At 30.3% G+C, this 22,085-nt stretch carries 21 protein-coding genes; 19 read left to right on the forward strand and 2 right to left on the reverse strand.

Features of this window, described 5'->3' with window-relative positions; translation table 11 throughout:
• Nucleotides 1-5 precede the first annotated feature (5 nt).
• The 12 genes from ccmE to ACTTAU_RS01645 are packed head-to-tail and all read left to right on the forward strand — an operon-like array spanning nucleotide 6 to nucleotide 12,250.
• The gene (gene ccmE / locus ACTTAU_RS01590; RefSeq protein WP_438306160.1) at nucleotides 6-425 is read left to right on the forward strand and encodes a cytochrome c maturation protein CcmE; all 420 of its coding nucleotides are present in this window, start codon (nucleotides 6-8) and stop codon (nucleotides 423-425) included.
• A complete protein-coding gene (locus ACTTAU_RS01595) occupies nucleotides 425-2,302 on the forward strand; it encodes a heme lyase CcmF/NrfE family subunit (protein WP_438306158.1) in 1,878 nt (625 codons plus the stop codon). The genes ccmE and ACTTAU_RS01595 overlap by 1 nt, the downstream gene beginning before the upstream one ends.
• On the forward strand, nucleotides 2,299-2,814 hold the full coding sequence (locus ACTTAU_RS01600) for a DsbE family thiol:disulfide interchange protein (protein WP_438306157.1): 516 nt from the start codon (nucleotides 2,299-2,301) through the stop codon (nucleotides 2,812-2,814). The genes ACTTAU_RS01595 and ACTTAU_RS01600 overlap by 4 nt, the downstream gene beginning before the upstream one ends.
• Nucleotides 2,811-3,176, forward strand: a complete 366-nt coding sequence (locus tag ACTTAU_RS01605) for a cytochrome c-type biogenesis protein (protein ID WP_438306155.1) — start codon at nucleotides 2,811-2,813, stop codon at nucleotides 3,174-3,176. The genes ACTTAU_RS01600 and ACTTAU_RS01605 overlap by 4 nt, the downstream gene beginning before the upstream one ends.
• A gap of 17 nt (nucleotides 3,177-3,193) precedes the next feature.
• Nucleotides 3,194-3,703 (forward strand): acyloxyacyl hydrolase, encoded by a 510-nt coding sequence (locus ACTTAU_RS01610; protein WP_438306153.1) that lies wholly within the window; start codon nucleotides 3,194-3,196, stop codon nucleotides 3,701-3,703.
• 8 nt (nucleotides 3,704-3,711) lie between these two features.
• On the forward strand, nucleotides 3,712-4,863 hold the full coding sequence (locus ACTTAU_RS01615; RefSeq protein ID WP_085114983.1) for an alpha-hydroxy acid oxidase: 1,152 nt from the start codon (nucleotides 3,712-3,714) through the stop codon (nucleotides 4,861-4,863).
• A 1-nt stretch (nucleotide 4,864) separates the two neighbouring features.
• Nucleotides 4,865-6,028, forward strand: a complete 1,164-nt coding sequence (locus tag ACTTAU_RS01620) for a pyridoxal phosphate-dependent aminotransferase (RefSeq protein ID WP_438306151.1) — start codon at nucleotides 4,865-4,867, stop codon at nucleotides 6,026-6,028.
• A 4-nt stretch (nucleotides 6,029-6,032) separates the two neighbouring features.
• Nucleotides 6,033-7,529, forward strand: a complete 1,497-nt coding sequence (locus ACTTAU_RS01625) for an FAD-linked oxidase C-terminal domain-containing protein (protein ID WP_438306149.1) — start codon at nucleotides 6,033-6,035, stop codon at nucleotides 7,527-7,529.
• Nucleotides 7,483-8,763: an FAD-binding protein gene (locus ACTTAU_RS01630; RefSeq protein ID WP_438306148.1), complete on the forward strand. Its 1,281-nt coding sequence runs from the start codon at nucleotides 7,483-7,485 to the stop codon at nucleotides 8,761-8,763. Before ACTTAU_RS01625 ends, ACTTAU_RS01630 begins: the two co-directional genes overlap by 47 nt.
• Nucleotides 8,763-10,052: a glycolate oxidase subunit GlcF gene (gene glcF, locus ACTTAU_RS01635; protein ID WP_085114987.1), complete on the forward strand. Its 1,290-nt coding sequence runs from the start codon at nucleotides 8,763-8,765 to the stop codon at nucleotides 10,050-10,052. The genes ACTTAU_RS01630 and glcF overlap by 1 nt, the downstream gene beginning before the upstream one ends.
• A 6-nt stretch (nucleotides 10,053-10,058) precedes the next feature.
• Nucleotides 10,059-11,012: a 2-hydroxyacid dehydrogenase gene (locus ACTTAU_RS01640; RefSeq protein WP_438306146.1), complete on the forward strand. Its 954-nt coding sequence runs from the start codon at nucleotides 10,059-10,061 to the stop codon at nucleotides 11,010-11,012.
• A gap of 17 nt (nucleotides 11,013-11,029) precedes the next feature.
• Nucleotides 11,030-12,250 (forward strand): MFS transporter, encoded by a 1,221-nt coding sequence (locus ACTTAU_RS01645; protein WP_438306144.1) that lies wholly within the window; start codon nucleotides 11,030-11,032, stop codon nucleotides 12,248-12,250.
• Here the strand turns inward: ACTTAU_RS01645 and ACTTAU_RS01650 are convergent.
• Nucleotides 12,240-13,325, reverse strand: a complete 1,086-nt coding sequence (locus ACTTAU_RS01650) for a GAF domain-containing protein (RefSeq protein WP_438306142.1) — start codon at nucleotides 13,323-13,325, stop codon at nucleotides 12,240-12,242. The two genes, ACTTAU_RS01645 and ACTTAU_RS01650, sit on opposite strands and share 11 nt — an antisense overlap.
• 147 nt (nucleotides 13,326-13,472) lie before the next feature.
• Here ACTTAU_RS01650 and ACTTAU_RS01655 point away from each other — a divergent pair, with 147 nt between their 5' ends.
• The 6 genes from ACTTAU_RS01655 (at nucleotide 13,473) to ACTTAU_RS01680 (ending at nucleotide 20,026) form a co-directional block, all read left to right on the forward strand.
• Nucleotides 13,473-14,534 (forward strand): NAD(P)-dependent alcohol dehydrogenase, encoded by a 1,062-nt coding sequence (locus ACTTAU_RS01655; RefSeq protein WP_085114991.1) that lies wholly within the window; start codon nucleotides 13,473-13,475, stop codon nucleotides 14,532-14,534.
• Nucleotides 14,535-14,555: 21 nt separating this feature from the next.
• Entirely contained in the window at nucleotides 14,556-16,094 is a 1,539-nt protein-coding gene (locus ACTTAU_RS01660; protein WP_085114992.1) for an extracellular solute-binding protein, read from the forward strand.
• Between the two features lie 71 nt (nucleotides 16,095-16,165).
• Nucleotides 16,166-17,029, forward strand: a complete 864-nt coding sequence (locus ACTTAU_RS01665) for a carbohydrate ABC transporter permease (protein ID WP_085114993.1) — start codon at nucleotides 16,166-16,168, stop codon at nucleotides 17,027-17,029.
• Between the two features lie 3 nt (nucleotides 17,030-17,032).
• Complete coding sequence (locus tag ACTTAU_RS01670) at nucleotides 17,033-17,881, forward strand: carbohydrate ABC transporter permease (protein ID WP_085114994.1); 849 nt, start codon at nucleotides 17,033-17,035, stop codon at nucleotides 17,879-17,881.
• The gene (locus tag ACTTAU_RS01675; RefSeq protein WP_438306138.1) at nucleotides 17,881-18,960 is read left to right on the forward strand and encodes an ABC transporter ATP-binding protein; all 1,080 of its coding nucleotides are present in this window, start codon (nucleotides 17,881-17,883) and stop codon (nucleotides 18,958-18,960) included. The genes ACTTAU_RS01670 and ACTTAU_RS01675 overlap by 1 nt, the downstream gene beginning before the upstream one ends.
• A complete protein-coding gene (locus ACTTAU_RS01680) occupies nucleotides 18,953-20,026 on the forward strand; it encodes an ABC transporter ATP-binding protein (protein WP_438306136.1) in 1,074 nt (357 codons plus the stop codon). Before ACTTAU_RS01675 ends, ACTTAU_RS01680 begins: the two co-directional genes overlap by 8 nt.
• A 38-nt stretch (nucleotides 20,027-20,064) precedes the next feature.
• Here the strand turns inward: ACTTAU_RS01680 and ACTTAU_RS01685 are convergent, their stop codons facing one another.
• On the reverse strand, nucleotides 20,065-21,297 hold the full coding sequence (locus ACTTAU_RS01685; RefSeq protein WP_438306134.1) for a HupE/UreJ family protein: 1,233 nt from the start codon (nucleotides 21,295-21,297) through the stop codon (nucleotides 20,065-20,067).
• Here ACTTAU_RS01685 and ACTTAU_RS01690 point away from each other — a divergent pair.
• Nucleotides 21,182-21,949 carry a DUF4198 domain-containing protein gene (locus ACTTAU_RS01690; RefSeq protein WP_438306132.1) on the forward strand — a complete coding sequence of 256 codons (768 nt, stop codon included), beginning with the start codon at nucleotides 21,182-21,184 and terminating at the stop codon, nucleotides 21,947-21,949. The two genes, ACTTAU_RS01685 and ACTTAU_RS01690, sit on opposite strands and share 116 nt — an antisense overlap.
• Nucleotides 21,950-22,085: the final 136 nt, after the last annotated feature.

Consider the following 22,085-nt stretch of genomic DNA (forward strand, 5'->3'; position numbering starts at 1 on the left):
GAGCCATGTATGGTCGAAAAGTTAAACTAAGATTTTTTTTCATAATTTTAATTATATCAGTTTTAGTTTTATCAGTTTTTTTAGTACTTAAATCTTTAGAAGAGAACGTAGTTTATTTTAAATCTCCATCAGAGATTAAATCAGTTGGCGAACTTGATACTAAAAAAATTAGAATTGGAGGAATGGTAAAAAAAGGTTCAATAAATATGTCAACTGATGAAGTTAATTTTACAATAACAGATTTTAAAAATGAGATTAATGTTACATATTCAGGACTTGTTCCAAATTTATTTTCTGAAGGTAAAGGTGTTGTTGCAGAAGGATTCTTAAAAGATAGGAATTTTTTTGAAGCGTCAAAAATTCTTGCAAAGCATGATGAGAATTATATGCCTCCAGAAGTTAAGGCAGCCTTAGAAGAAAAATAATGATCTATAGTACAATTGGATATTACTCTTTAATTTTTGGTCTTGTTGTATCTTTACTTATATTTTTTTTTTCAATAAAAAATTTCAAAAATGAGGGTATCTTTGATAGTAAAATTATTGGTTTTTCATTTATCCAATTATTATTAGTTATAACTAGTTTTTTAGGTTTAATAATCTCTTTTATAATTTCTGACTTTAGCAATGAAACTGTTTATAATAATTCTCATACAACAAAACCTTTGTTTTATAAAATCTCTGGTACCTGGGGTAACCATGAAGGAAGTTTATTATTATGGCTTCTAGTTCTAACTCTTTTTATATTTATTTTTTTACTTAGATCTAAAAAATTATTAAAAAATTATAGAATTTTAACAGTTTTATTTCAGCAAATAATAATCATTGGGTTTTTTATTTTTCTAATCGATTCTTCAAATCCTTTTAATCATATTTTTCCAACTCCAACAGAAGGGTTGGGTCTTAATCCTATATTACAAGATCCTGCATTAGCAATTCATCCACCAATGCTTTATTTAGGCTATGTTGGATCTTCCATAATCTTTTCGAGTGTACTAGCTGCAACTAGTTTGAATTATATTTCAAAGTTATGGGCCACTCATATTAAACAGTGGGTATTAATATCTTGGTTATTCTTAACACTAGGAATCTTGCTAGGATCGATTTGGGCTTACTATGAATTGGGATGGGGAGGGTTTTGGTTTTGGGATCCAGTAGAAAATGTTTCACTAATGCCATGGTTAGCATTAACAACATTATTACATTGTGTTTTAGTTTTAGAGAAAAGATCTACTCTTAGATCATGGGTAATAATATTATCTATAACAACATTCACATTAAGTATGTGTGGAACTTTTTTGGTACGATCTGGAATTTTAAACTCTGTACACACATTTGCAAATGATCCAGAAAGAGGTCTATTTATTTTATCTTTTTTATTTGTACTTATTTTTGTTTCACTATTTGTTTTTTTTGTTTTTCATAAATCAGACAAAGAAGAGGTAATTTCATTTACATTATTTAGCAAAGAGACATCAATATTAATTAATAACTGGTTAATGATGTACTTTTTGTCAGTGGTTTTAATTGGAACAGTTTATCCAATTTTTTTAGATGTTATTTCATCTGAACAAATATCTGTTGGACCTCCTTTTTATCATAAATTAATAATTCCTTTTTTAATTCCTTTTTTGATATTCATGGCATTAGGTCCTCAGTTAAAATGGATTAAATCTTCTTCACTAGAAGGAAAAAAGTACTTAGCATTTCTTTTAATTATTTCTTTTGTGATATCTTTTGTGATTGTAAAAAACTTTGGAAATAATTTATTAATCAACACTATTTTAATTGGAAGCGCCCTTTATTTATTCTTTATTACAGTTAGAGATTTTTTCAGAGAAAAGACTCAAAATTTTTCTCAAAACTTAGCACATTTCGGTTTTAGTTTACTGATTTTAAGTATTTTATTTAACAATATTTTTTCAAGCGAAGTGATAACAAATTTAAAAGTTGGTGAAACTTTTAAAAATGAAAAATTTAAAATTGAATTTAATGATCTTAAAAAATTTGAAGAGAAAAATTTCTTATCATTTAAAGGTTATTTTTTAATAGAAGACAACAATTCTAAAGAAAAATTAGAGCCTGAATTGAGAGTTTATAACCAACCAAATATTATTACTAGTGAAGCTGATATTAAAATTACATTTTTATCGGATAAATTTATTACGATGAATACAGTTCAAAATGAAGAATATTTTAATATTCGATATCAGGTAAAACCATTTATGTTATGGATCTGGATATCAGTATTATTAATTTCTTTAGGTGGATCAATTAGTTTTTTTAAACGGAAAAGTTTATGAAAAGAAGAATAATTTCTTTTTTGATAATAATTTCTTTTATATTTGCATTTGTAATTTTTTATAAAGGTTTAAATAAATCAAGTTTTTATGAACCTAAGAGTGAAATAAAAGAAATTCCTAAATTTATATCAAAATCATTTTTTTCAAAAGAGGAAATAGAATCTCAAAAACTTTTTGATGAGAATAAATTTTATCTGTTTAACATATGGGCTTCTTGGTGTGTACCTTGTAGAGATGAACATCCAATTTTAGTTGCTTTAAGTAAAAATAAAAATTTAAACCTTATAGGTTTAAATTACAAAGATAAGATCTCAAACGCTGAGAAATTTTTAAATGAATTAGGTAATCCATACAAAGAAATTTTAATAGATCAGGACGGTACGAGAGCAATTGAGTGGGGGGCTTTTGGAGTGCCTGAGACTTTCATAATATATAATAATAAAATTGTTAAAAAATTTATCGGTCCACTTAATGAAAATTCGATTAAAGAAATTGAGCAAATAATTCAATGAAGATACACAAATTTATTTTTTTATTCTTAACTTTTTTTTCCTTTAATTTATTAAATGCTAGCGAGAATGAACTAAAAAAAGAGATAACTAAAAATTTGAGATGTTTAGTTTGTCAAGGACAATCAGTTTATGATTCTGACTCAGAATTTGCAGTGAGCCTAAAATTGGTAGTTGAGAATAAAATTCAACAAGGGTTAACAGAAGACCAAATCTATAAATTTTTAACTGATAAATATGGAGACTGGATTTTATATGATCCAAAATTTAATAAAAATACCTATTTATTATGGTTTTTACCTCTATTGATCTTATTTTTAGGTGGTGCGATAATAGCAAAAAAACTTATAAAATTTAAAAAATAATCTGCTAAATAAAGTCAATGATTTTAAAACGTTTAATTATTATTTTATTATTAATTTTTTCTTCATCTAGTTTTGCTTTTGGAGAAGAGGTTAACAATAATGAACATCAAATAAACTTCTTTACAGGTAACTTTGATTTTAGTGATGATAAGCAAAAAGCAATTCTAGTTGGTTTTCAACATCAAAATGAGAATTTAAATAGAGATACATTCCTAGGAAACGTATCTCCAATTACAGGTGGTTTTGTTACGGAAAATTCTGCTGCATATATTTATACCGGAATAGAATGGAACGTGGATATGGGAGGATTGACTTTTACACCTAGTTTTGCTCCAGGACTATATCATGAGGGAGATGGAAAAGATCTAGGTCATGTATTGGAATTCAAATCTGAAGTTCAATTATCTTATGCTGCATCGGATAAAACAAGTTTTGGTGTTTCATATAATCACGTATCAAATGCAAGTTTAGGAGATAAAAATCCTGGTGCAAATAGTTACATGTTTAATTTTATTCGAAATTTTTAATAAAAATTATGAATTTAAAAGATTGTCACAATTTTAGTGACTTTAGAAAACTTGCAAAAAAAAATCTTCCTTCACCTATATTCCATTACATTGATGGTGGTGCAGATGATGAAATAACTTTAAAACGAAATACGGATGCATTCAGCGATTGTGATTTAGTACCCAATGTTCTTGCAAGTGTAGGAAAGCCAGATTTGTCAACAACGGTGTTTGGCAAAAAAATAGACATGCCAATATTCTTAGCACCTACTGCTATGCAAAGACTCTATCATCATGAAGGAGATAAAGCTTCTGCAAGAGCAGCAGAGAAATTTGGAACTTTTTATAGCATGTCAACAATGGCAAACACTACTATTGAAGAAATATCAAATGTTTCAAGTGGTCCTAAATTGTTTCAACTCTATGTTCATAAAGATCAAGGTATTACCGATGATTTAATTGAAAGGTGTAAAAGAGCAAATTTTGATGGGATGTGTTTAACAGTTGATACATTGGTTGCTGGAAATAGAGAAAGAGATCACCGAACAGGATTTACAACACCACCAAAATTAACTCTTCAAAGTTTAATGAGTTTTGCAATGCATCCAAAATGGGTTTTTAATTATTTTACCCATGAAAAATTTCAATTGGCTAATGTTGCAACAAAAACTGATAAGGGAACTAACATTGCAAAATCTGTAATTGAGTACATTAATGAACAATACGATCCCGCAATGAATTGGAAAGATGCTGAATATTGTGTAAAAAAATGGGGAAAGCCTTTTGCTCTAAAAGGAGTGATGTCTGTTGAAGATGCAAAAAGAGCAATAGATATTGGTTGCACTGCAATAATGATTTCAAATCATGGAGGACGACAGTTGGATGGTTCTAGATCTCCATTTGATCAAGTAAAAGAAATATCTGATGCAGTTGGAGATAAATTAGAAATTATTTTAGATGGAGGAGTAAGAAGAGGAACCCATGTTTTAAAAGCTTTAGCAGCTGGAGCAAAAGCTTGTAGTTTTGGAAAAATGTTTTTATTTGCATTAGGTGCTGGAGGTCAACCAGGTGTTGAACGTCTATTGCAAAATATGCATGATGAAATTAACAGAAACATGGTACTAATGGGTTGTAAAAACATTAGTGAATTAAATAGAACTAAAATTATTTACAGAAAATAAAATGAAATTAGCAAAGAGTCTTGAAAGATTAGGCACTGAATCTGCATTTAGTGTTTTGGCTGAAGCAAAAAAATTAGAAGCTCAAGGCAAACCTATGATCCATTTAGGTTTAGGTCAGCCTGATTTTAAAACACCAAAACATATAGTTGATGCTGCAAAAAAAGCTTTAGATGATGGTCATCATGGATATGTATTAGCAAATGGTCTTTTAGAATGTAGGCAATCTGTATCAAGAAAAATTAAAAAACTTTATAATAAAGATGTAGATCCAGAGAGAATTTTAATTATGCCAGGCGGTAAGCCTACTATGTATTTTGCAATTCAATGTTTGGGTGAGCCTGGAACCGAAATCATTCACCCTACACCTGGTTTTCCAATTTATGAGTCGATGATTAATTATTCTGGTGCAAAAGCGGTTCCATACGACCTAACAGATGATAAAGACTTAAAATTTGATCCTGAGAAAATCTTATCTTTAATTACTGATAAAACTAGAATGTTAATTTTGATTAATCCAAATAATCCAACAGGCAGTTTTGTTGAAAAATCTACAGTCGATGTTTTGGCTGAAGGTTTAAAAAAACATCCGCATGTAACAATTTTAAGTGATGAAATTTATAGTAGACAAATTTTTGATGGTAAAGAAATGCCAACTTTTTTTAACTATCCTGACTTACAAGATCGATTAATTGTTTTGGATGGTTGGAGTAAAGCGTATGCCATGACAGGATGGAGAATGGGCTGGAGTGTTTGGCCCGAAGAGTTAATTCCACATGTTACAAAATTAATAATTAATAGTTTTTCATGTGTGAATGTACCATCGCAATTTGGAGGAATAGCTGCACTGGATGGTCCTGATGATCCAATACATGAAATGATGAAAAAATTTGATGAGAGAAGAAAGTTAATTCATGAAGGTTTAAATAATTTACCAGGTGTCGAATGTAGTATGCCAGGTGGAGCATTTTATGCCTTTCCAAATGTAAGCGGAACAGGAATGAATGGATCTGAGTTTTGCAAAAAAGCAATGCATGAAGCAGGTGTTGCAATTGTTCCTGGAACAGCATTTGGAAAAACCTCAATAGATTACGTAAGATTTAGTTACGCCGCATCAAAAGACAACATTTCTAACGCATTGGAAAACATCAAAAAAATGCTAGGTTAAAGCTATGACTGAATTGGCTTTACCAAAAATAGATAAATCAATAGTTTCAAGAAAAGATGAAATTGTAAAAAATCTTTTAAGATTAACAAATTCAGAAAATGTTCTAAGTCACGCAGATGAAATCAAGCCCTATGAAACAGATGCTTTAGCAGTTTATACTCAAACACCATTAGCTGTTGTATTACCTGAGAATACAAATGAGGTGAGTGAAATTTTAAAATATTGTTATCAGGAAAATATAAAAGTTATTCCAAGAGGTGCTGGAACAGGATTGTCAGGTGGTGCACTACCTTTACAAGATGCAATTGTTTTAGGTTTAGGAAAGTTTAATAAAATTTTAAAAATTGATTTTGAAAATAGATGTGTAGTTACTCAACCAGGTGTAACTAATTTAGGTATTACCCATGCAGTTCAGCACAAAGGGTTTTACTATGCTCCAGATCCATCAAGTCAATTAGCATGTTCAATTGGTGGAAATGTTGCAGAAAACTCAGGTGGTGTTCATTCTTTAAAATACGGAACAACCACGAATAATATCCTAGGTGTCGAAATGGTTATGATGGATGGAACTATAACTAGAATTGGTGGAAAATCATTTGACCAAGAGGGTTATGATTTGATGGGATTAATTTGTGGATCTGAAGGGTTGTTAGGAGTTGTAACAGAAGTAACAGTTAAAATTTTAAAAAAACCAGAGGTAGTTAAAGCAGCTTTGATAGGATTTCCTTCAATCCAAGAAGGAGGAGATGCAGCATCTGAAATTATATCAAGCGGGATAGTTCCAGCCGGTATGGAAATTATGGACAAAGCATTAATTGAAGCAACAGACAATTTTAGTAAAGCAGGATATCCAAGAGATGCAGAATTATTAGTAATTGTTGAACTTGATGGAACTGAGTCAGAGGTAAACGAATTACTAAAAAAAGTTAGTGAAATTGCAAAGAAGAATAATTGCTCAAGCTTAAAGTTAAGCAAAAATGAAAAAGAAAGATTATCGTTTTGGGCAGGACGTAAAGCTGCATTCCCAGCATGTGGGGCAATGGCACCAGACTACTATTGTATGGATGGTGTTATACCTAGAGGGAAACTTTCACAAACATTACTTGAAATACAAAAATTATCTAAGAAATATAATTTACCTGTTGCAAATTGTTTTCATGCAGGTGATGGAAATTTACATCCACTAATTATGTTCGATGGAAGTGATAAAGAACAATTACGTAAAACAGAGGAGTTTGGTGCTGAGATTTTAAAAACATGTGTCAGACTTGGAGGTGTAATATCTGGAGAGCACGGTATTGGAATTGAAAAAAGAGAATTAATGTGTGAAATGTTCAATGATCACGACATTCAACAGCAATTAGATATTAAAAAATCTTTAGATGAGAAAAACTTATTAAATCCAGGTAAAGTTTATCCAATTTTAAAGAAGTGTGTTGAGGAAGGAAGGGTACATGTCCACAAAACAGAAAACAAATTCCCAGATCTTCCAAGATTCTAACGATATTTTTTATCCTAAAGATGAACTTGAGGTTTCAGATTTAGTTAAGGATTTTTATAAAAAAAATTCATCTATAGAGTTAACAGGATCTAATTCTAAAAATTTTATTGGTAATAAAACTCAAGCTGCGAATAAAGTTTCATTATCAAAACTATCAGGAATTATAGAATATTATCCTGAGGAACTTTATATCAAAGTTAAAGCTTGTACACCTTTGCAAGAAATAGAGGATGCTTTAGAAAAAAATGATCAAGAGTTAGCATTTGAACCATTAGATTTTGGTTACATAAAAAATGGTAAAGCAAATAAGGGAACAATTGGTGGATATTTGTCTTGTAATTATGCGGGTTCAAGAAGATTTAAAGTCGGAAGTGTCAGAGACCATGTGCTAGGATTTAGAGGAGTAAATGGTAAAGGCGATATCATAAAATCTGGTGGTACTGTTGTTAAAAATGTAACTGGCTATGATCTTTCAAAACTCATATCTGGAGCTTTCGGAACACTAGTAGCTTTAACAGAAATAACTCTAAAGGTTTTACCTAAAAAACAATTAACAAATACTATTGTTATTAAGGTGGATGATAGGAAAAAAATTTATGATTTGTTTGATAAAATTGCTTCATCGAGCAGTGAAATAACTGGAGCAGTTTTTTTACCAGATGAACCAGACGACAGTATGTTTATTAGAAATAAAGAAACTATTTTTAAATTCAATGATTTAGATTTTACAGGACCTTACCTAGCTCTTAGACTTGAAGGTGATAAAGTTTCAATTAATGAAAAAACAAAAAAAATTACAAAAGAACTAGATTTAAAAAAATTCAAAATAGCTACACTCGATAATTATCAATCATCTCCTTTTTGGAAAAAAATAAATAATTTGGAATTGTTTCAAAATACGCAAAACAACTTACTTAGAATTGTAATTGAACCTGCAAATGGTTCTGAAATGATGAGCTATCTAGGAAATAAATTTAAATATTATATTGATTGGTGTGGGTCATTATTTTGGGTCGAAGTTCCTCCTAAAAAGAATAATAAAGTTGGTGAAATTAAAAAGAAATCTATTGAACTTGGTGGATACATGACAATTATTAAAACTTCTGAGGAGTATGATTATGAGGAAACAATATTTACAGTAGACCCTGTACGATTAATGATTTCAGAAAAAATTAAAAAAAGTTTTGACCCAAAAAGAATATTTAACCCTGGTAAAATGTATAGGGGAATTTAATGCAAACTCATTTTTCAGATAAACAATTAGAAAATAGTGATAACAAAGCGACTGAAAAAATTTTTAAAAAATGTGTTCACTGTGGAATGTGTAATGCCACATGCCCAACACACCAAATTCTAGGTGATGAACTTGATGGGCCAAGAGGTAGAATTTATTTGATTAAAGATATGTTGGAAAATAATAAAAAACCAACAGAAAAAGTAGTTAAACATATTGATCGATGCTTATCTTGTTACAGCTGTATGACCACATGCCCATCAGGTGTAAATTATATGCACATCATTGACCACGGAAAAAAATATATCGAAAAAAATTATGAGAGAGGTTTTTTTGATAAACTAATAAGATATTTTTTATCAATTACTCTTCCTAACCCAAAAGTTTTTAAATTTTCAAGTTGGCTTGTAAAATTAGCAAAACCAATAAAATTTTTAATGCCATCAAAAGTAAAAGATATGATGGACCTAATGCCGACTAGTTTTCCAAAAAAATCTTTACCCATTAAAGAGATATATAAAGTAACTGGTAAAAAGAAAATCGCACGAGTGGCACTGTTAACTGGGTGTGTGCAAAAAGAAATTTCACCTCAAATTAATGAAGCAACTATTCGATTGTTGAATAGACATGGTGTTGAAGTAGTTGTGCCAAAAAAAATTAGATGTTGTGGTTCTCTTAATCATCATCTTGGTAAAGAAGAGGATGCACATCAAGACTTTAAAAATAATATCAATGTTTGGTATGAAGAACATAAAAAAGGAAATTTAGATGCCATTTTATCTAACACATCTGGTTGTGGAACAACTATGAAAGATTATGGTTTTATATTTAGAGATGATAAGGAACTTAGCAAGAAAGCAAAAGTAATCTCTGAATTAACTAAGGATATTTCAGAATATATATTTGAAAGTTTAAAATTAAATATTAAATCTAAGAATAAAAAATATAAAGTTGCTTATCATTCAGCTTGTTCTATGCAGCATGGTCAAAAAGTTCACAACCAGCCTATCTCATTGCTTGAAAAAACAAAAAATGAAATTTTAGAAATACCAGAAGGCCATATATGCTGTGGCTCTGCTGGAACTTATAATATTCTTCAGTCTAAAATTGCAAAGCAACTTTTAACAAAAAAAGTAAATAATATTGAGAGTTTAGAACCAGATTTTATTTCAACAGGAAATATTGGTTGTATTACCCAAATTTCTCATGGTACTAAGGTGCCGATACTTCATACGATCGAAGTATTAGATTGGTATACAGGTGGACCTAAACCAACTGCGTTAACTTAAAAATTTATGAAAAAAATTTTAATTACTAGAAGATTATTAAAAGAGAGTGAAGACAAAGCCTCTAAAATGTTTGATGCTAATTTAAATTCAAATGATGAGTTGTATTCTCAATCAAAACTCATTGAATTAACGCAAGGATGTGATGCAGTATTAACTTCTCTTACTGATAAAATGGATGAGGAAACTATTAATAAATTACCCGACAGTATCAAAGTAATTTCAAATTTTGCAGTTGGGTTTGGTAATATTGATCTTGAGGCTGCAAAAAAAAGAGGAATAGCAGTCACAAATACTCCAGAAGTATTATCTGATGCAACAGCAGAGATTGGAATTTTATTAATATTAGGTGCTTGTAGAAGAGCTTCAGAAGGAATTGAAGCTGCAAGAGAAAGTAATTGGAAATGGTCTGCTGATTATTTAATTGGTAAACAATTAACAGGAACAAGACTTGGAATTTTAGGGATGGGTCGAATAGGTCAAAAAATTGCTAATATAGCAAGGTCACTTGGGATGATAATTCATTATCATAATCGATCAAAACTTTCTGAAGATAAAGAACAAGGTGCTATTTATCATTACAGTTTAAAAAGTCTTTTTTCAGTTTCAGATGTTTTATCCATTTGTTGTCCTGCAACAAAAGAAACTGAGAACATGATTAATAAAGAAACAGTTGAATATTTTCCAAAAGGAGCAGTAATTACAAATGTTGCAAGAGGAGATATTGTTGACGATGAAGCTTTAATTGATGCTTTAAATAGAAGAAAGATTTATGCAGCAGGATTAGATGTCTATAAAAATGAACCTAATTTAAATCCCGGATATTTAAAAAATAAATCGGTTTTTATTTTACCTCATCTTGGTAGTGCAACTAAGGATACCAGAATTGCTATGGCTAACTTAGCGATAGATAATATCAATGAGTTTTTTGAAACTGGTAACTGCAAAAATAAAGTAAATTAATTTTTACAAAAATCTTAATGAACAAACCCATTTTAGCACAATCAAAAGCTGTAAGTATTTTTCTTATTTTTGCTTTAGGTTATTTTATTTCAACATTATTAAGAGCTATTAACGCAACTATATCTCCAGAATTAGTTTCAGAATTTGATCTAAGTGCTGCAGAACTTGGTCTGCTGGGAGGAGGATATTTTTTAGGTTTTGCAACTGTTCAAATTCCCCTTGGATATTTGCTAGACTCTAAAGGACCAAGAAAAATAGTTTCATATTTTTTATCAATAACAATAGTTGGATTAATTTTATTTGCTTACGCACAAAATTTTATAATGCTTTTAGTTTCAAGAATATTAATTGGTATTGGAGTTGGTGCCTGTTTAATGGGTCCATTAACAGCTTATAGAGTCTGGTATCTAGATGAAACTCAACAAAGAGCAAATTCGTGGATGCTTATGGTTGGTGCAATAGGAATGCTGTCTTCTAGTTTACCAGTACAATATTTTATTCCCACTATTGGATGGAGAGGAGTTTTTATTTTTTTAACTGTACTTACATTGATTTGTATAATTTTAATTATTCTTTTTATTCCTAAATGGCAAACTGAAGAAAAATTAAATAAAATAGAATATGCTGAACTGAAAAATGTTTGGCAAAATTCATTTTTTAGAAGCCTAGTGCCTGTGGGCTTTTTTAATTATGGTGGCCTTTTTGCTATCCAAACACTTTGGGCAGGTCCATGGATGACTAGAGTGTCCGGTTATACTGCGGAAGAAAGTGCGAAAGGATTGTTTTTAATTTATTTTTGTTTGCTTTTTTCTTTTTTGTTATGGGGATATTTTGTTCCGAAATTTTCTAAAAATATTAAAGATGCAGTCAAACTATTAAGGTGGGGTGCTCCTTTAAATTTAATAGTGTTACTTTTAATTATTTATTTAGGCTCTAGCGCGGGCGCATCTTACTGGGCCTTATTTGCAGTAAGTTCAATTTATTTATCATTAACTCAGCCCGCTGTGGGAATGGCTTTCTCTACTTCAAATGCTGGTAAAGCACTAACATCTTTTAATTTATTATTATTTGTTGGTGCATTTTTTATCCAATGGATAATTGGTATAATTATTGATTTTGGAATTAATCTTGGAATGAATGAAATTAATTCATTTAGATTATCGATGTCTTTTGTATTTTTAACATCACTATTTTCTTATTTTTATTTTTTGAAAAAAAGTAATAGTTTTAATTATTAATGTGTTTGTAGATTGTTGTTCTGGATATTCCGAGTTTTCTAGCAGTTGCTGCGATATTTTTTGTTTTTAAAAAAGTCGCTCTAATTAAAGTACATCTCTGTTTTTTTATTTTAGTATCTTTGCAATTATTACATGCATAAGACTTATCTAAATTTAAAAAATCTTTATTTTGATTGAAATTTTTATTTTGAGTTAAGAAAACTGATGAACCCAAATAATCACTAATTTTAATTACCTTCCCATTAAGTAAATCTTGAACAATTAATGAAAATGAATTCGTAAATATGTTGTTAAAATTTTGATTTTTTAAATCTACTAAACCATGCAGCATAATTTTTGCATTAGAGTTAGAGCCCACAATATTTCCATCACCATTGATAGCTAACAAGCCTACACTTGTTGTCGATAAATATTCTTGTCTTGGATGAAAAGATAATATTAATTCATTCGAGAATTGATTAATAAATAGTTTAGTTTCTATACTTCTTGTAGCTAAATTTACTAAAGCAAGGGTGTGTTGTTCTCGAGATCTTGCATCTGTTGATGCATCTATTATTCCAACTGTATTTCCATCGTAATCAATAATTGGGCTTGCAAAACAAGATAATTTTTCATGATTTACAAAAAAATGTTCTTTGCCTGAAACAATAGTTGATTTCTTTAATTTCGTAGCTAACCCTAGACCATTAGTTCCACAAATCTTTTCAGACCAAATAGATCCGGGTATTACAGATTTACCAACATCTTCTTTTAAACAAGACTTATCAAAAATAGTATCCAGCACTAATCCTTCCTCATTAGAAAAAGCTACCATAAAATTAGTACCAGCAACCTGTGAATATAAAAGTTCAAGTTCAGGAATAATTATTCTTCTTAAAGCCTCTTTTTTCTGTCTTGCTTCTTTTAATTCTTGAGATGAGATGACAATTTTTTTTGGATTAGAAAAAGGATTAAGACCAGAGGAGACACATCTTGCCCAACTGTCAGAGACTTCATCACTCATTTTCTCTGATAGCATATCTCTTTTTTTGAGAATAAATTTAATCTCATTATTTAAGTTTAGAGGAGTGCTCATAAGAAATTATATTAATTATATAGATATGTGATGACAACCAACCTCAGGTTGAATATGTAAATAAACTGGACAGTTTTGATTTCAAAAGACTCCCAACAAAACTTAGTTTTTAATAAGCTAATTTAATAATTAATGGGAGAGAAATAAATGAAAGCACAAGTTTTACATAAATATGATCCTGAAATGAAAGAAAAAGTATGGGTCACAGGCGAAGAGATGCCAAATCCAAAATTAGAAAAATCATCAGATGTAATAGTTAAGATCGGAGCAGCGGGTGTTTGCAGAACTGACCTTCATATCATTGAAGGTGTTTGGAAACATATTCAAGATCCAGATGGAAAGTTATTACCATGTGTTATGGGACATGAAAATGCAGGATGGGTTGAGGAAGTTGGAAAAGATGTAACAACTTTTAAAAAAGGTGATCCTGTAATCTTACACCCTTTAATCTCAGGAACAGATGGAACATGTTTAGATTGTAGAAGGGGAAATGATATGCATGCTGAGGCAGGTGCTTTTCCAGGGCTAAGTATTAAAGAAGGTGGGTATGCAGAGTTATTAAAAACAAGTGTTAGAAATTTAATTAAATTACCAACGGTACTTACACCTAAAGATGTTGCACCGTTCTCAGACGCAGGACTTACAGCTTATAGAGTTGTAAAAAAAGCATCTAGGCATTTATTACCTGGACAAAATTGTGTGATAATTGGCGCTGGAGGTTTGGGTCATATTGCAATTCAATGTTTAAGAGCAATGTGTGCAGCAAATATTATTATTGTTGAAAAATCCAAAACAGCTTTAGATCATGCTATGCCACTTGGTGGTGATGAGGGTGTTCTGATTGATGGTAATGAAGTTGAAAGAGTACTGGAGCTAACAAAAGGTAAAGGTGCTGAGGCTGTAATAGATTTTGTTGGAGAAAAAGGATCAACATCAATGGGATTAAAAATGACTGGAGGCGGAGGAAGTTATTACATCGTCGGTTATGGTGAAGAAATAAAAAGCCTTGCAGTTGATTTAATCATTGCTGAAAAAAGTATAATTGGAAATTTAGTGGGAACGTGGTCTGAACTATATGAGTTAATGGAATTGGCTAACAAAGGTTTAGTCAAATTATCCATGCAAGAATATAAATTAGACGATGCTAATAAAGCACTCCATGATCTTAACGAGGGTAAAGTTAAGGGCCGGGCTGTTTTAGTTCCATAATTAAAAAGAGGAGAGGAAAAAATGCAAATAATAAAAACTTGCTTAACGGCCGTAATATCAAGCATGATGATATTTAGCCCGATGGCATATGCAGATAAGTGGAGTGATCAATTCCCGCATATCAAAGCAACAGGAGATATTCCAGGTGATTGTTCTTATGAAGAAATGTCTAAGAAAAATTATAAAGGAAAAACTCTAAAAATAAATACTCATGCAATTCCAGTAATGGGAGAGCCAACAGCTCTTCATGCTGAACAGTTTGAAAAATTAACTGGAGCTAAAGTTGAAGTAACACATACACCAGCAGGTGATTTGTATTCTAAAGCGATGGTTCCTTTCCAAGCTGGACAAGCACCTTACGATATTGTGTTTGGATTTTCTAACTTTATCAATGACTGGAAAAGATATTTAGCACCAGTTCCTAAGAAGTATATGAATTCAACAGAGATGAAAGACGTAACTAAATCTCATATGGGCGTATCTTCATGGGATGGAACTATGTACCAGTACCCAGTTGATGGTGATAGACATTATCTAAAATATAGAAAAGACGTCATTGATAATCCTGAAATGCAAAAAAAATATAAAGCAGAGACAGGAAAAGATCTAAAAGTTCCAACAACTTGGAAAGAGTATGCTGAAATGGCTAAATTCTTTAATGGTTGGGACTGGGATGGAGACGGTGAGTTAGAATATGGTTCAGCTGAAGTTATGAAAAAAGACGACCTAATGTTCGCAGCTTTTTTCAGCAGATCAGTTGCATATGCTAAAAATCCAAGAACTCCAGGTGGTTTCTTTTTTGATTTAGAAACTATGAAACCAAACATTAATAATCCAGGTTTCGTTGAAGCTTTAACTGATTGGGTTGAGGCTACTAAATATGTTCCTCCAGGAGGAATTAACTTTGGTCTAGGTGATGAAATTGGATCTTTTGGTGGTGGACAAACTTTATTTAGTTTTTCATGGGATGATGCATTTATTGCTGCGATGCAAGATGATAGTCCTATTAAAAACAAAGTAGGTACAGCTCCACTTCCAGGTGCTAATAGAGTTTGGAACAGAGTTACAAATAGCTGGGAAAACCAATACAACCAAGCTCCTTACATTGTTTGGGGTTGGGCAGTTGGTGTTGCTAAGAAAAGTAAAGTAAAAGATATGGCGTTTGATTATCTTTGCTTCTTCTCAAACGGAGCAAACCACCAAGCTGACTTAGCAATAGGTAGATTTGGTGTAAACCCATTCAAAAACTCTGACTTCGACCCTAATATTTATATTAATAGTATGGGTTGGGATCCAGAGATCGCTAACAGTTATACACAAACACTTTTAGATATGGAGAAAAGTCAAAACAGAGTTTTCCCACTAAGAGTTCCAGGTGTATTTGAGTTTACAAGTGCTGTCGCTACAGGAACTTCTAAAGCTTTAGCAGGACAATTATCTCCTCAGGAAGCACTAGATGAAGTTGCTAAAGAGTGGGAAGCAATTGTAAGCAGAGTAGGTAAAAAAGCAGTAAGAGATGCCTACGCTGTTGGTGTCAAAATGGAAGACAACCAACTATAATAATACTTAATTTATGTGGCCATTTATTAAAATGGCCACATATAAAAAAAATAATATAATCCAATTTATAAATGAACTTTAAGCATAAATATTTCTTTTTGTTTCCAGGTCTATTTGTGCTTATTGGAATTTTAATCTTTCCAATTATTTTTGTGGTAAGGTTAAGTTTATCTGGATGGAATAGTTATAATCCGGGCTTAGATTTTATAGGTATAGAAAACTATATACGTCTTTTTACTGATGACCCAAGATTTTGGGAATCTTTTTTTAGATTAAGTTTTTTGTCAGTTACAACAGTAATTCTACAGTATGTGATTGGATTTGCTCTCGCACACATGGTTTGGAAAGACATCAAATTTAAAAGATTTTTTAGAGTTTTGTTTTTAGTACCTATGATGACAACACCAGTTATCATGACGGTTATTTGGCGTACATTTTTTCATGAGTCTTTAGGACCTGTAAATGATATTTTATCTAATTTTGGTTTATCTCCCAAATGGTTAACCGACCCAGCTCTTGCAAAATTTACAGTTATTATAGTCGAGGTTTGGCAGTGGACACCTTTTATGTTTCTACTTTTATTAGCGGGATTATTATCATTACCTAAAGAACCATTTTTGGCAGCTGCAATTGATGGAGCTAGTCCTGTTAGAAAATTTATTTATGTAACTTTTCCACTTATGGCTCCCATATCAATTGGGGCAATAATTATAAGATTAATTGAGGCATCTAAAATTATGGATACGGTGTATGTTTTAACCTCAGGTGGTCCTGGAACTGCAACTGAAACATCAAGTTTTTATATTTTTATTAAAGGATTAAGAGAGTTTCAAATGGGATATGCGGCCTCGATGTCTTTTACTTACTTAATTATCATGATCATAAGTTTAACAATTATTGCAAAAGTTTTAACTAAATTACTTTTAAAAGAATAAATTATGAGCAAACTTTATACATTTTTAAAATATTTTTTTATTATTTTTTGGGCAGTATTTGTTGTTGCTCCTTTTCTTTGGGCTCTAACTACGTCATTTAAAGATTTTCAATCTGTAAATGGAGGGGTTACTTACCTACCATGGGTAGACTTTGAGCCTAATTTAGAAGGCTGGAAAGTTTTGATAAAATCTCCTGCTCAAGGTGGAGTTGATATTGTAGAACCTTATTTCAATAGTTTATTTGTTACGTGCACAGCGAGTTTAATCAGTATAATTCTTGGTACACTGTCAGCTTATGCGTTATCCAGATATACATTTAAAGCAGGTTTCGTAAAAAATAATGACATTACATTTTTCTTTATTTCTCAAAGAATTATGCCACCAATTGTTTTATCAATTCCGTTTTTCTTATTTTTAAGTTCAATTAATCTATTGGATAGTCTTTTAGGGTTAATTGTAGTTTATATTGTTTTACTGATGCCTATTGCCGTTTGGATTATGGTTGATTTCTTTAACAAAGTTCCAAGAGAAATTGATGAGACAGCCTTGATTGATGGATGTAATCCTTATCAAGCTTTCTTAAAAGTAGTGCTACCAAATTCTATACCAGGATTAATTGTTGCTGGTATGTTTTGTATTATTTTTGGATGGATAGATTTTTTCTTTGCGTTCATTTTAACTTTTACAGAAGTGCAGTTATTACCAGTTAAAATAGTTGCGCTGAATTCATCAGTTACTCCATGGTGGAGTTTGTCAGCGTCTGCATTAGTTTCAGTTGCACCTTTAATTATAGTAGCGTTCATAGTTGAGAGATATCTATCTAAAGGAAATCTGTCAGGAGCAATTAAATAATGAATTTAATTGCTAACAACTTAACTTTTAAGCCAAGTGAAGAGTATCACTTAAACGAAGTATCATTTAATTTTAAAGAGGGGAATTTGTATACGATCCTTGGACGAACTTTATCAGGCAAAACAACTTTATTAAAAACTATAGCTGGTCTTTTAACACCAGATAGTGGTGCTATTGAATTTGATGGTAAAGATTTTTTAAAAGTCCCAGTTTGGCAAAGAAATGTAGCTATGGTGTATCAACAATTTATTAATTATCCTCACTTAAATGTATTTGAAAATATTGCGTTTCCTTTGAGACAAAGGAAAATTGATAATGAGGAAATCAAAAATAAAGTATTGGATTCTTTAAAATCAGTTGGGTTAGTTGGTTATGAAAACAGAAAAATCCAAGAATTATCTGGTGGCCAACAACAACGTGTTTCTCTAGCAAGATCATTAGTAAAAAATGCTAAAATATTACTGTTAGATGAACCTTTAGTTAATTTAGATTACAAATTAAGAGAACAGCTTAGGGAGGAATTTAAGAGTTTATTTTCAAGGGGTTTGGCTGATGAAACTATTTTAATTTATTCTACTACAGATCCAAGAGAAACCATGGAATTAAATGGAGAAGTAATTGTGTTAGATGAAGGTAAAGTACTACAAGTAGGTCCAGCAAAAGAAATATTTGAGAATCCAAACTCTTTAAAAGTTGCTGAAATTTCTAATGATCCACCAATGAATATCATTGAAGCAGATGTATCTAATAATAAAATTAGATTTGAAGGTATTGAAATAAAAGCACCTAGCCATCTATTAAATCTAAAAGATAGTGGATTAAAGGTTGGTTTAAGATCATCAGATATTGAGCTTAATGAAAATGGCTATGAATTTGAAGTTGAGCTTGCTGAAATTAGTGGTTCTGAAACTTTACTCCATTTAAAAAGAGGAAGTATAAAAATTATTATTTCTATAGAAGAGGTTTTGAATTTTAAAATTCATGACAAGATTAAAATAGATTTTAAAATAGATAAAGCATATGCATTTGGTGCAGATGGCAAATTAGTATCCTCACCATTTGGAGGGAATAATGGCTAAAATTGATTTAAGCAACATCTCACATTCTTATAACCCTAATGATACAAATCCAGTTTATGCATTAAATCCATTTTCGATGACTTGGGAGAATGGAAATAGATATGCAATCTTAGGTCCCTCTGGATGTGGAAAAACGACAATGTTAAATATTGTATCTGGATTAGTAAGGCCATCAGCTGGAAAAATATTGTTTGATGACAAGGATGTTACAGACTTAAAAACAGAAGAAAGAAATATCGCTCAAGTTTTTCAATTTCCAGTAATTTATAACACCATGACAGTTTTTGAAAATCTTGCTTTTCCATTAAAGTGTAGAGATTTTTCAAACGCAAAAATTGATGAAAGAGTCAACTCTGTTGCAGAAACCTTAAATTTAAAGTCTTTTTTAAATTCTCCTGCAAGAAAATTAACAGCAGATCAAAAACAATTAATATCTTTAGGAAGAGGTTTAGTTAGAGAAGATGTTGCAGCAGTTTTAATGGATGAGCCATTGACAGTTATCGATCCTGATTTGAAATTTAGATTAAGAAGAAATCTGAAAGAAATTAATGAACAATATAAAACAACTTTGGTTTATGTAACGCATGATCAAAATGAAGCCATGACATTTGCAGATAATATAATTGTGATGAGTGAAGGGGAAGTTGTACAGACAGGTTCGCCCAAAGAATTATTTGAAAGACCAAATACGACGTTTGTTGGATATTTTATTGGTTCACCAGCTATGAATTTATTTGAAAGTGAAGTGACCTCTGAAAATAGTGTTAAGATAAATAACTTAACAATTAAGACGAATACAGATTTATCTAATTTAAAAAATAAGAATATTAAATTAGGCATTAGATCTGAATTTATTAAAATTGCAAATGACCAGAAAGAAAATCTTGTTGAAGTAAATGTTCAAAAAGTTGAGGATTTTGGTAATTATAAGTTGATTACTGCTAGTATGGATAATTTTGAAATTAAATCTAAAGTTAATAGAGAAATTGAAATTCCTGGTGAAAAAATCAAACTTCATATACCAGCTGAAAAATGCTGTATTTATGAAAATGACAAGTTGATTTAGTTTATAATTTTTTTTGTTTTTTATACTTATTAAAAAAATTAGATAATTCTTTCTATAAACCAATATAAACCAACACAAGCTATGACAAGTGAAATAGGTTTTGTTATTCTTGCATCATACCATTTTTGTTTACCAAAAGGCAATGCTAGCATTAGATAAGCAATTAGAATTACTCCAATTTGTCCAAGCTCTACACCAACATTAAATGAAACAAGACTTGTTATAAATAATTCATCCGGGATACCAATCTCGGTTAGAACCCCCGCAAAGCCTAATCCATGAAGAAGACCAAATATAAATATTACAAATGGCCTTGCTTTATTAAGCTTATTTGTGAATAAATTTTCAAAAGCCACATAAGCAATTGAAATAGCAATTATAGGTTCAACAATGTTTGGCGAAATATTTACAATATTTAATACACCTAGAAACAATGTAATTGAGTGAGCGATTGTAAAATAGGTAACCTGAAAGAATAATGGTTTAAATTTTATAGATAATAAAAACAAAGCTAATACAAAAAGTATATGGTCTAGACCTTTTGGTAAAATGTGCTCAAATCCAATAACAATATAGTCAGTTATCGTTTTGAATATATTTGATTGATCTTCATTAATATTAAAAGCTGTTGACAGACTTTCTTTTGTAATTATTTCAGTATGAAGTTCATTTTGATCATTTGAATTAACACGTAATATTACTGATCCAAAGTTTTCATCCCAATAAAATTGGTAAGTGTCCTCTTGTAAATTTTTAAAGCTTAATTCAATGGAACTATCTCGTATAACCTCTATATCTCCGATTTCAGGAATTGTAATTTGTTCTATAGTCCCGAAATATTTATTCGAAGAATTAGTTAGATAAATTTTGTCATCTAAACTATTAAATTTTTCATAAAACTTTTTCAATAACTTATCAGGGCTTAGTTTTCTATATTCATCATACAAATCAGACTGATCAGACTCTTTAGTATTTGAGTGATTAGGATCAATTCCTACAATGATTGCTTCTAGATTGATTTTTAAATCAAGTTTCGCATCAGTTGTTTTTTCATTTTTTGTTATATCTAAATTTGCTATGTTTGGTCTAAGTTCATGTGCAAAAATAAGACTTACAAAAGATAAATAAATGATGATTGCTTTAAAAAATATATTTTTGAAAAACCACATAGTATTTTTTTTCTTACTTTTTTTTTTAAATAAAGGTGTATTAGCACATGAATTGTGGCTCGAAAAGAATTCAAATGTAGAAGATAAAACATTGATAGACATTATGATAGGTCAAAACTTTAAGGGCACCCCCTTTGGCTTTTCCAATGATGAAAAAGAAAAATTATTTTTAGATAATAATAATATTACAAAAGATATTGAACAACGAGATGGAAATTTCCCAGCGATACAGATAAAACTTAATAATAACTACTTTAATGTAATTAATTATGAGTCAAAATATAGTTTCTTAGAATATGATGACATAAAAACATTTGAAGATTTTGTTAAAGAACAAAACTTTTTAGATATTTTATTAAGTTACAAACCAAACAAGTTACCAACTGAAAATTATAAAAGATTTTCAAAAATTTTAATTTCAAATTCTGATGATTTTTTTCAACAACAATCAAAATTAAATTTTGAGTTTATCGCTTTGAATTCACCCTTTGATAAAAGAAATGAGTTTTTTGAATTTAGATTGATGGATAAAGGAAAGCCACTTGGTAATTTTCAGGTGACAATTTTTAGTAAAACTGAAGAAAATTTTACTAAAGAAATTATTGAAACAAAGCCAAATGGAGAGGGAAAAATAAGGGTTTTTGATGATAGAGTTTATTTATTGAGTGCTGTTAAAATTTTTAAACCAAATTTTATCCAAAATTTAAAATCAAAATCTGATTGGATAAGTCATTGGGCTAGTATGACTTTTTAATTTTATTACAATTAATAGTTGTACGTTTATTCATAAAATTAAAGTATTTATGTGACTTTTTTCTTTCGTATTACTTTAGACTCTTAGGTCTGTTTATGATTATATGCCCGCTGGTTAATTAACTAAATATAAATAG

It is taken from the genome of Candidatus Pelagibacter sp. HIMB1505 (genome assembly GCF_052047915.1).
GTDB classification, from domain to species: Bacteria; Pseudomonadota; Alphaproteobacteria; order Pelagibacterales; family Pelagibacteraceae; genus Pelagibacter; species Pelagibacter communis_A.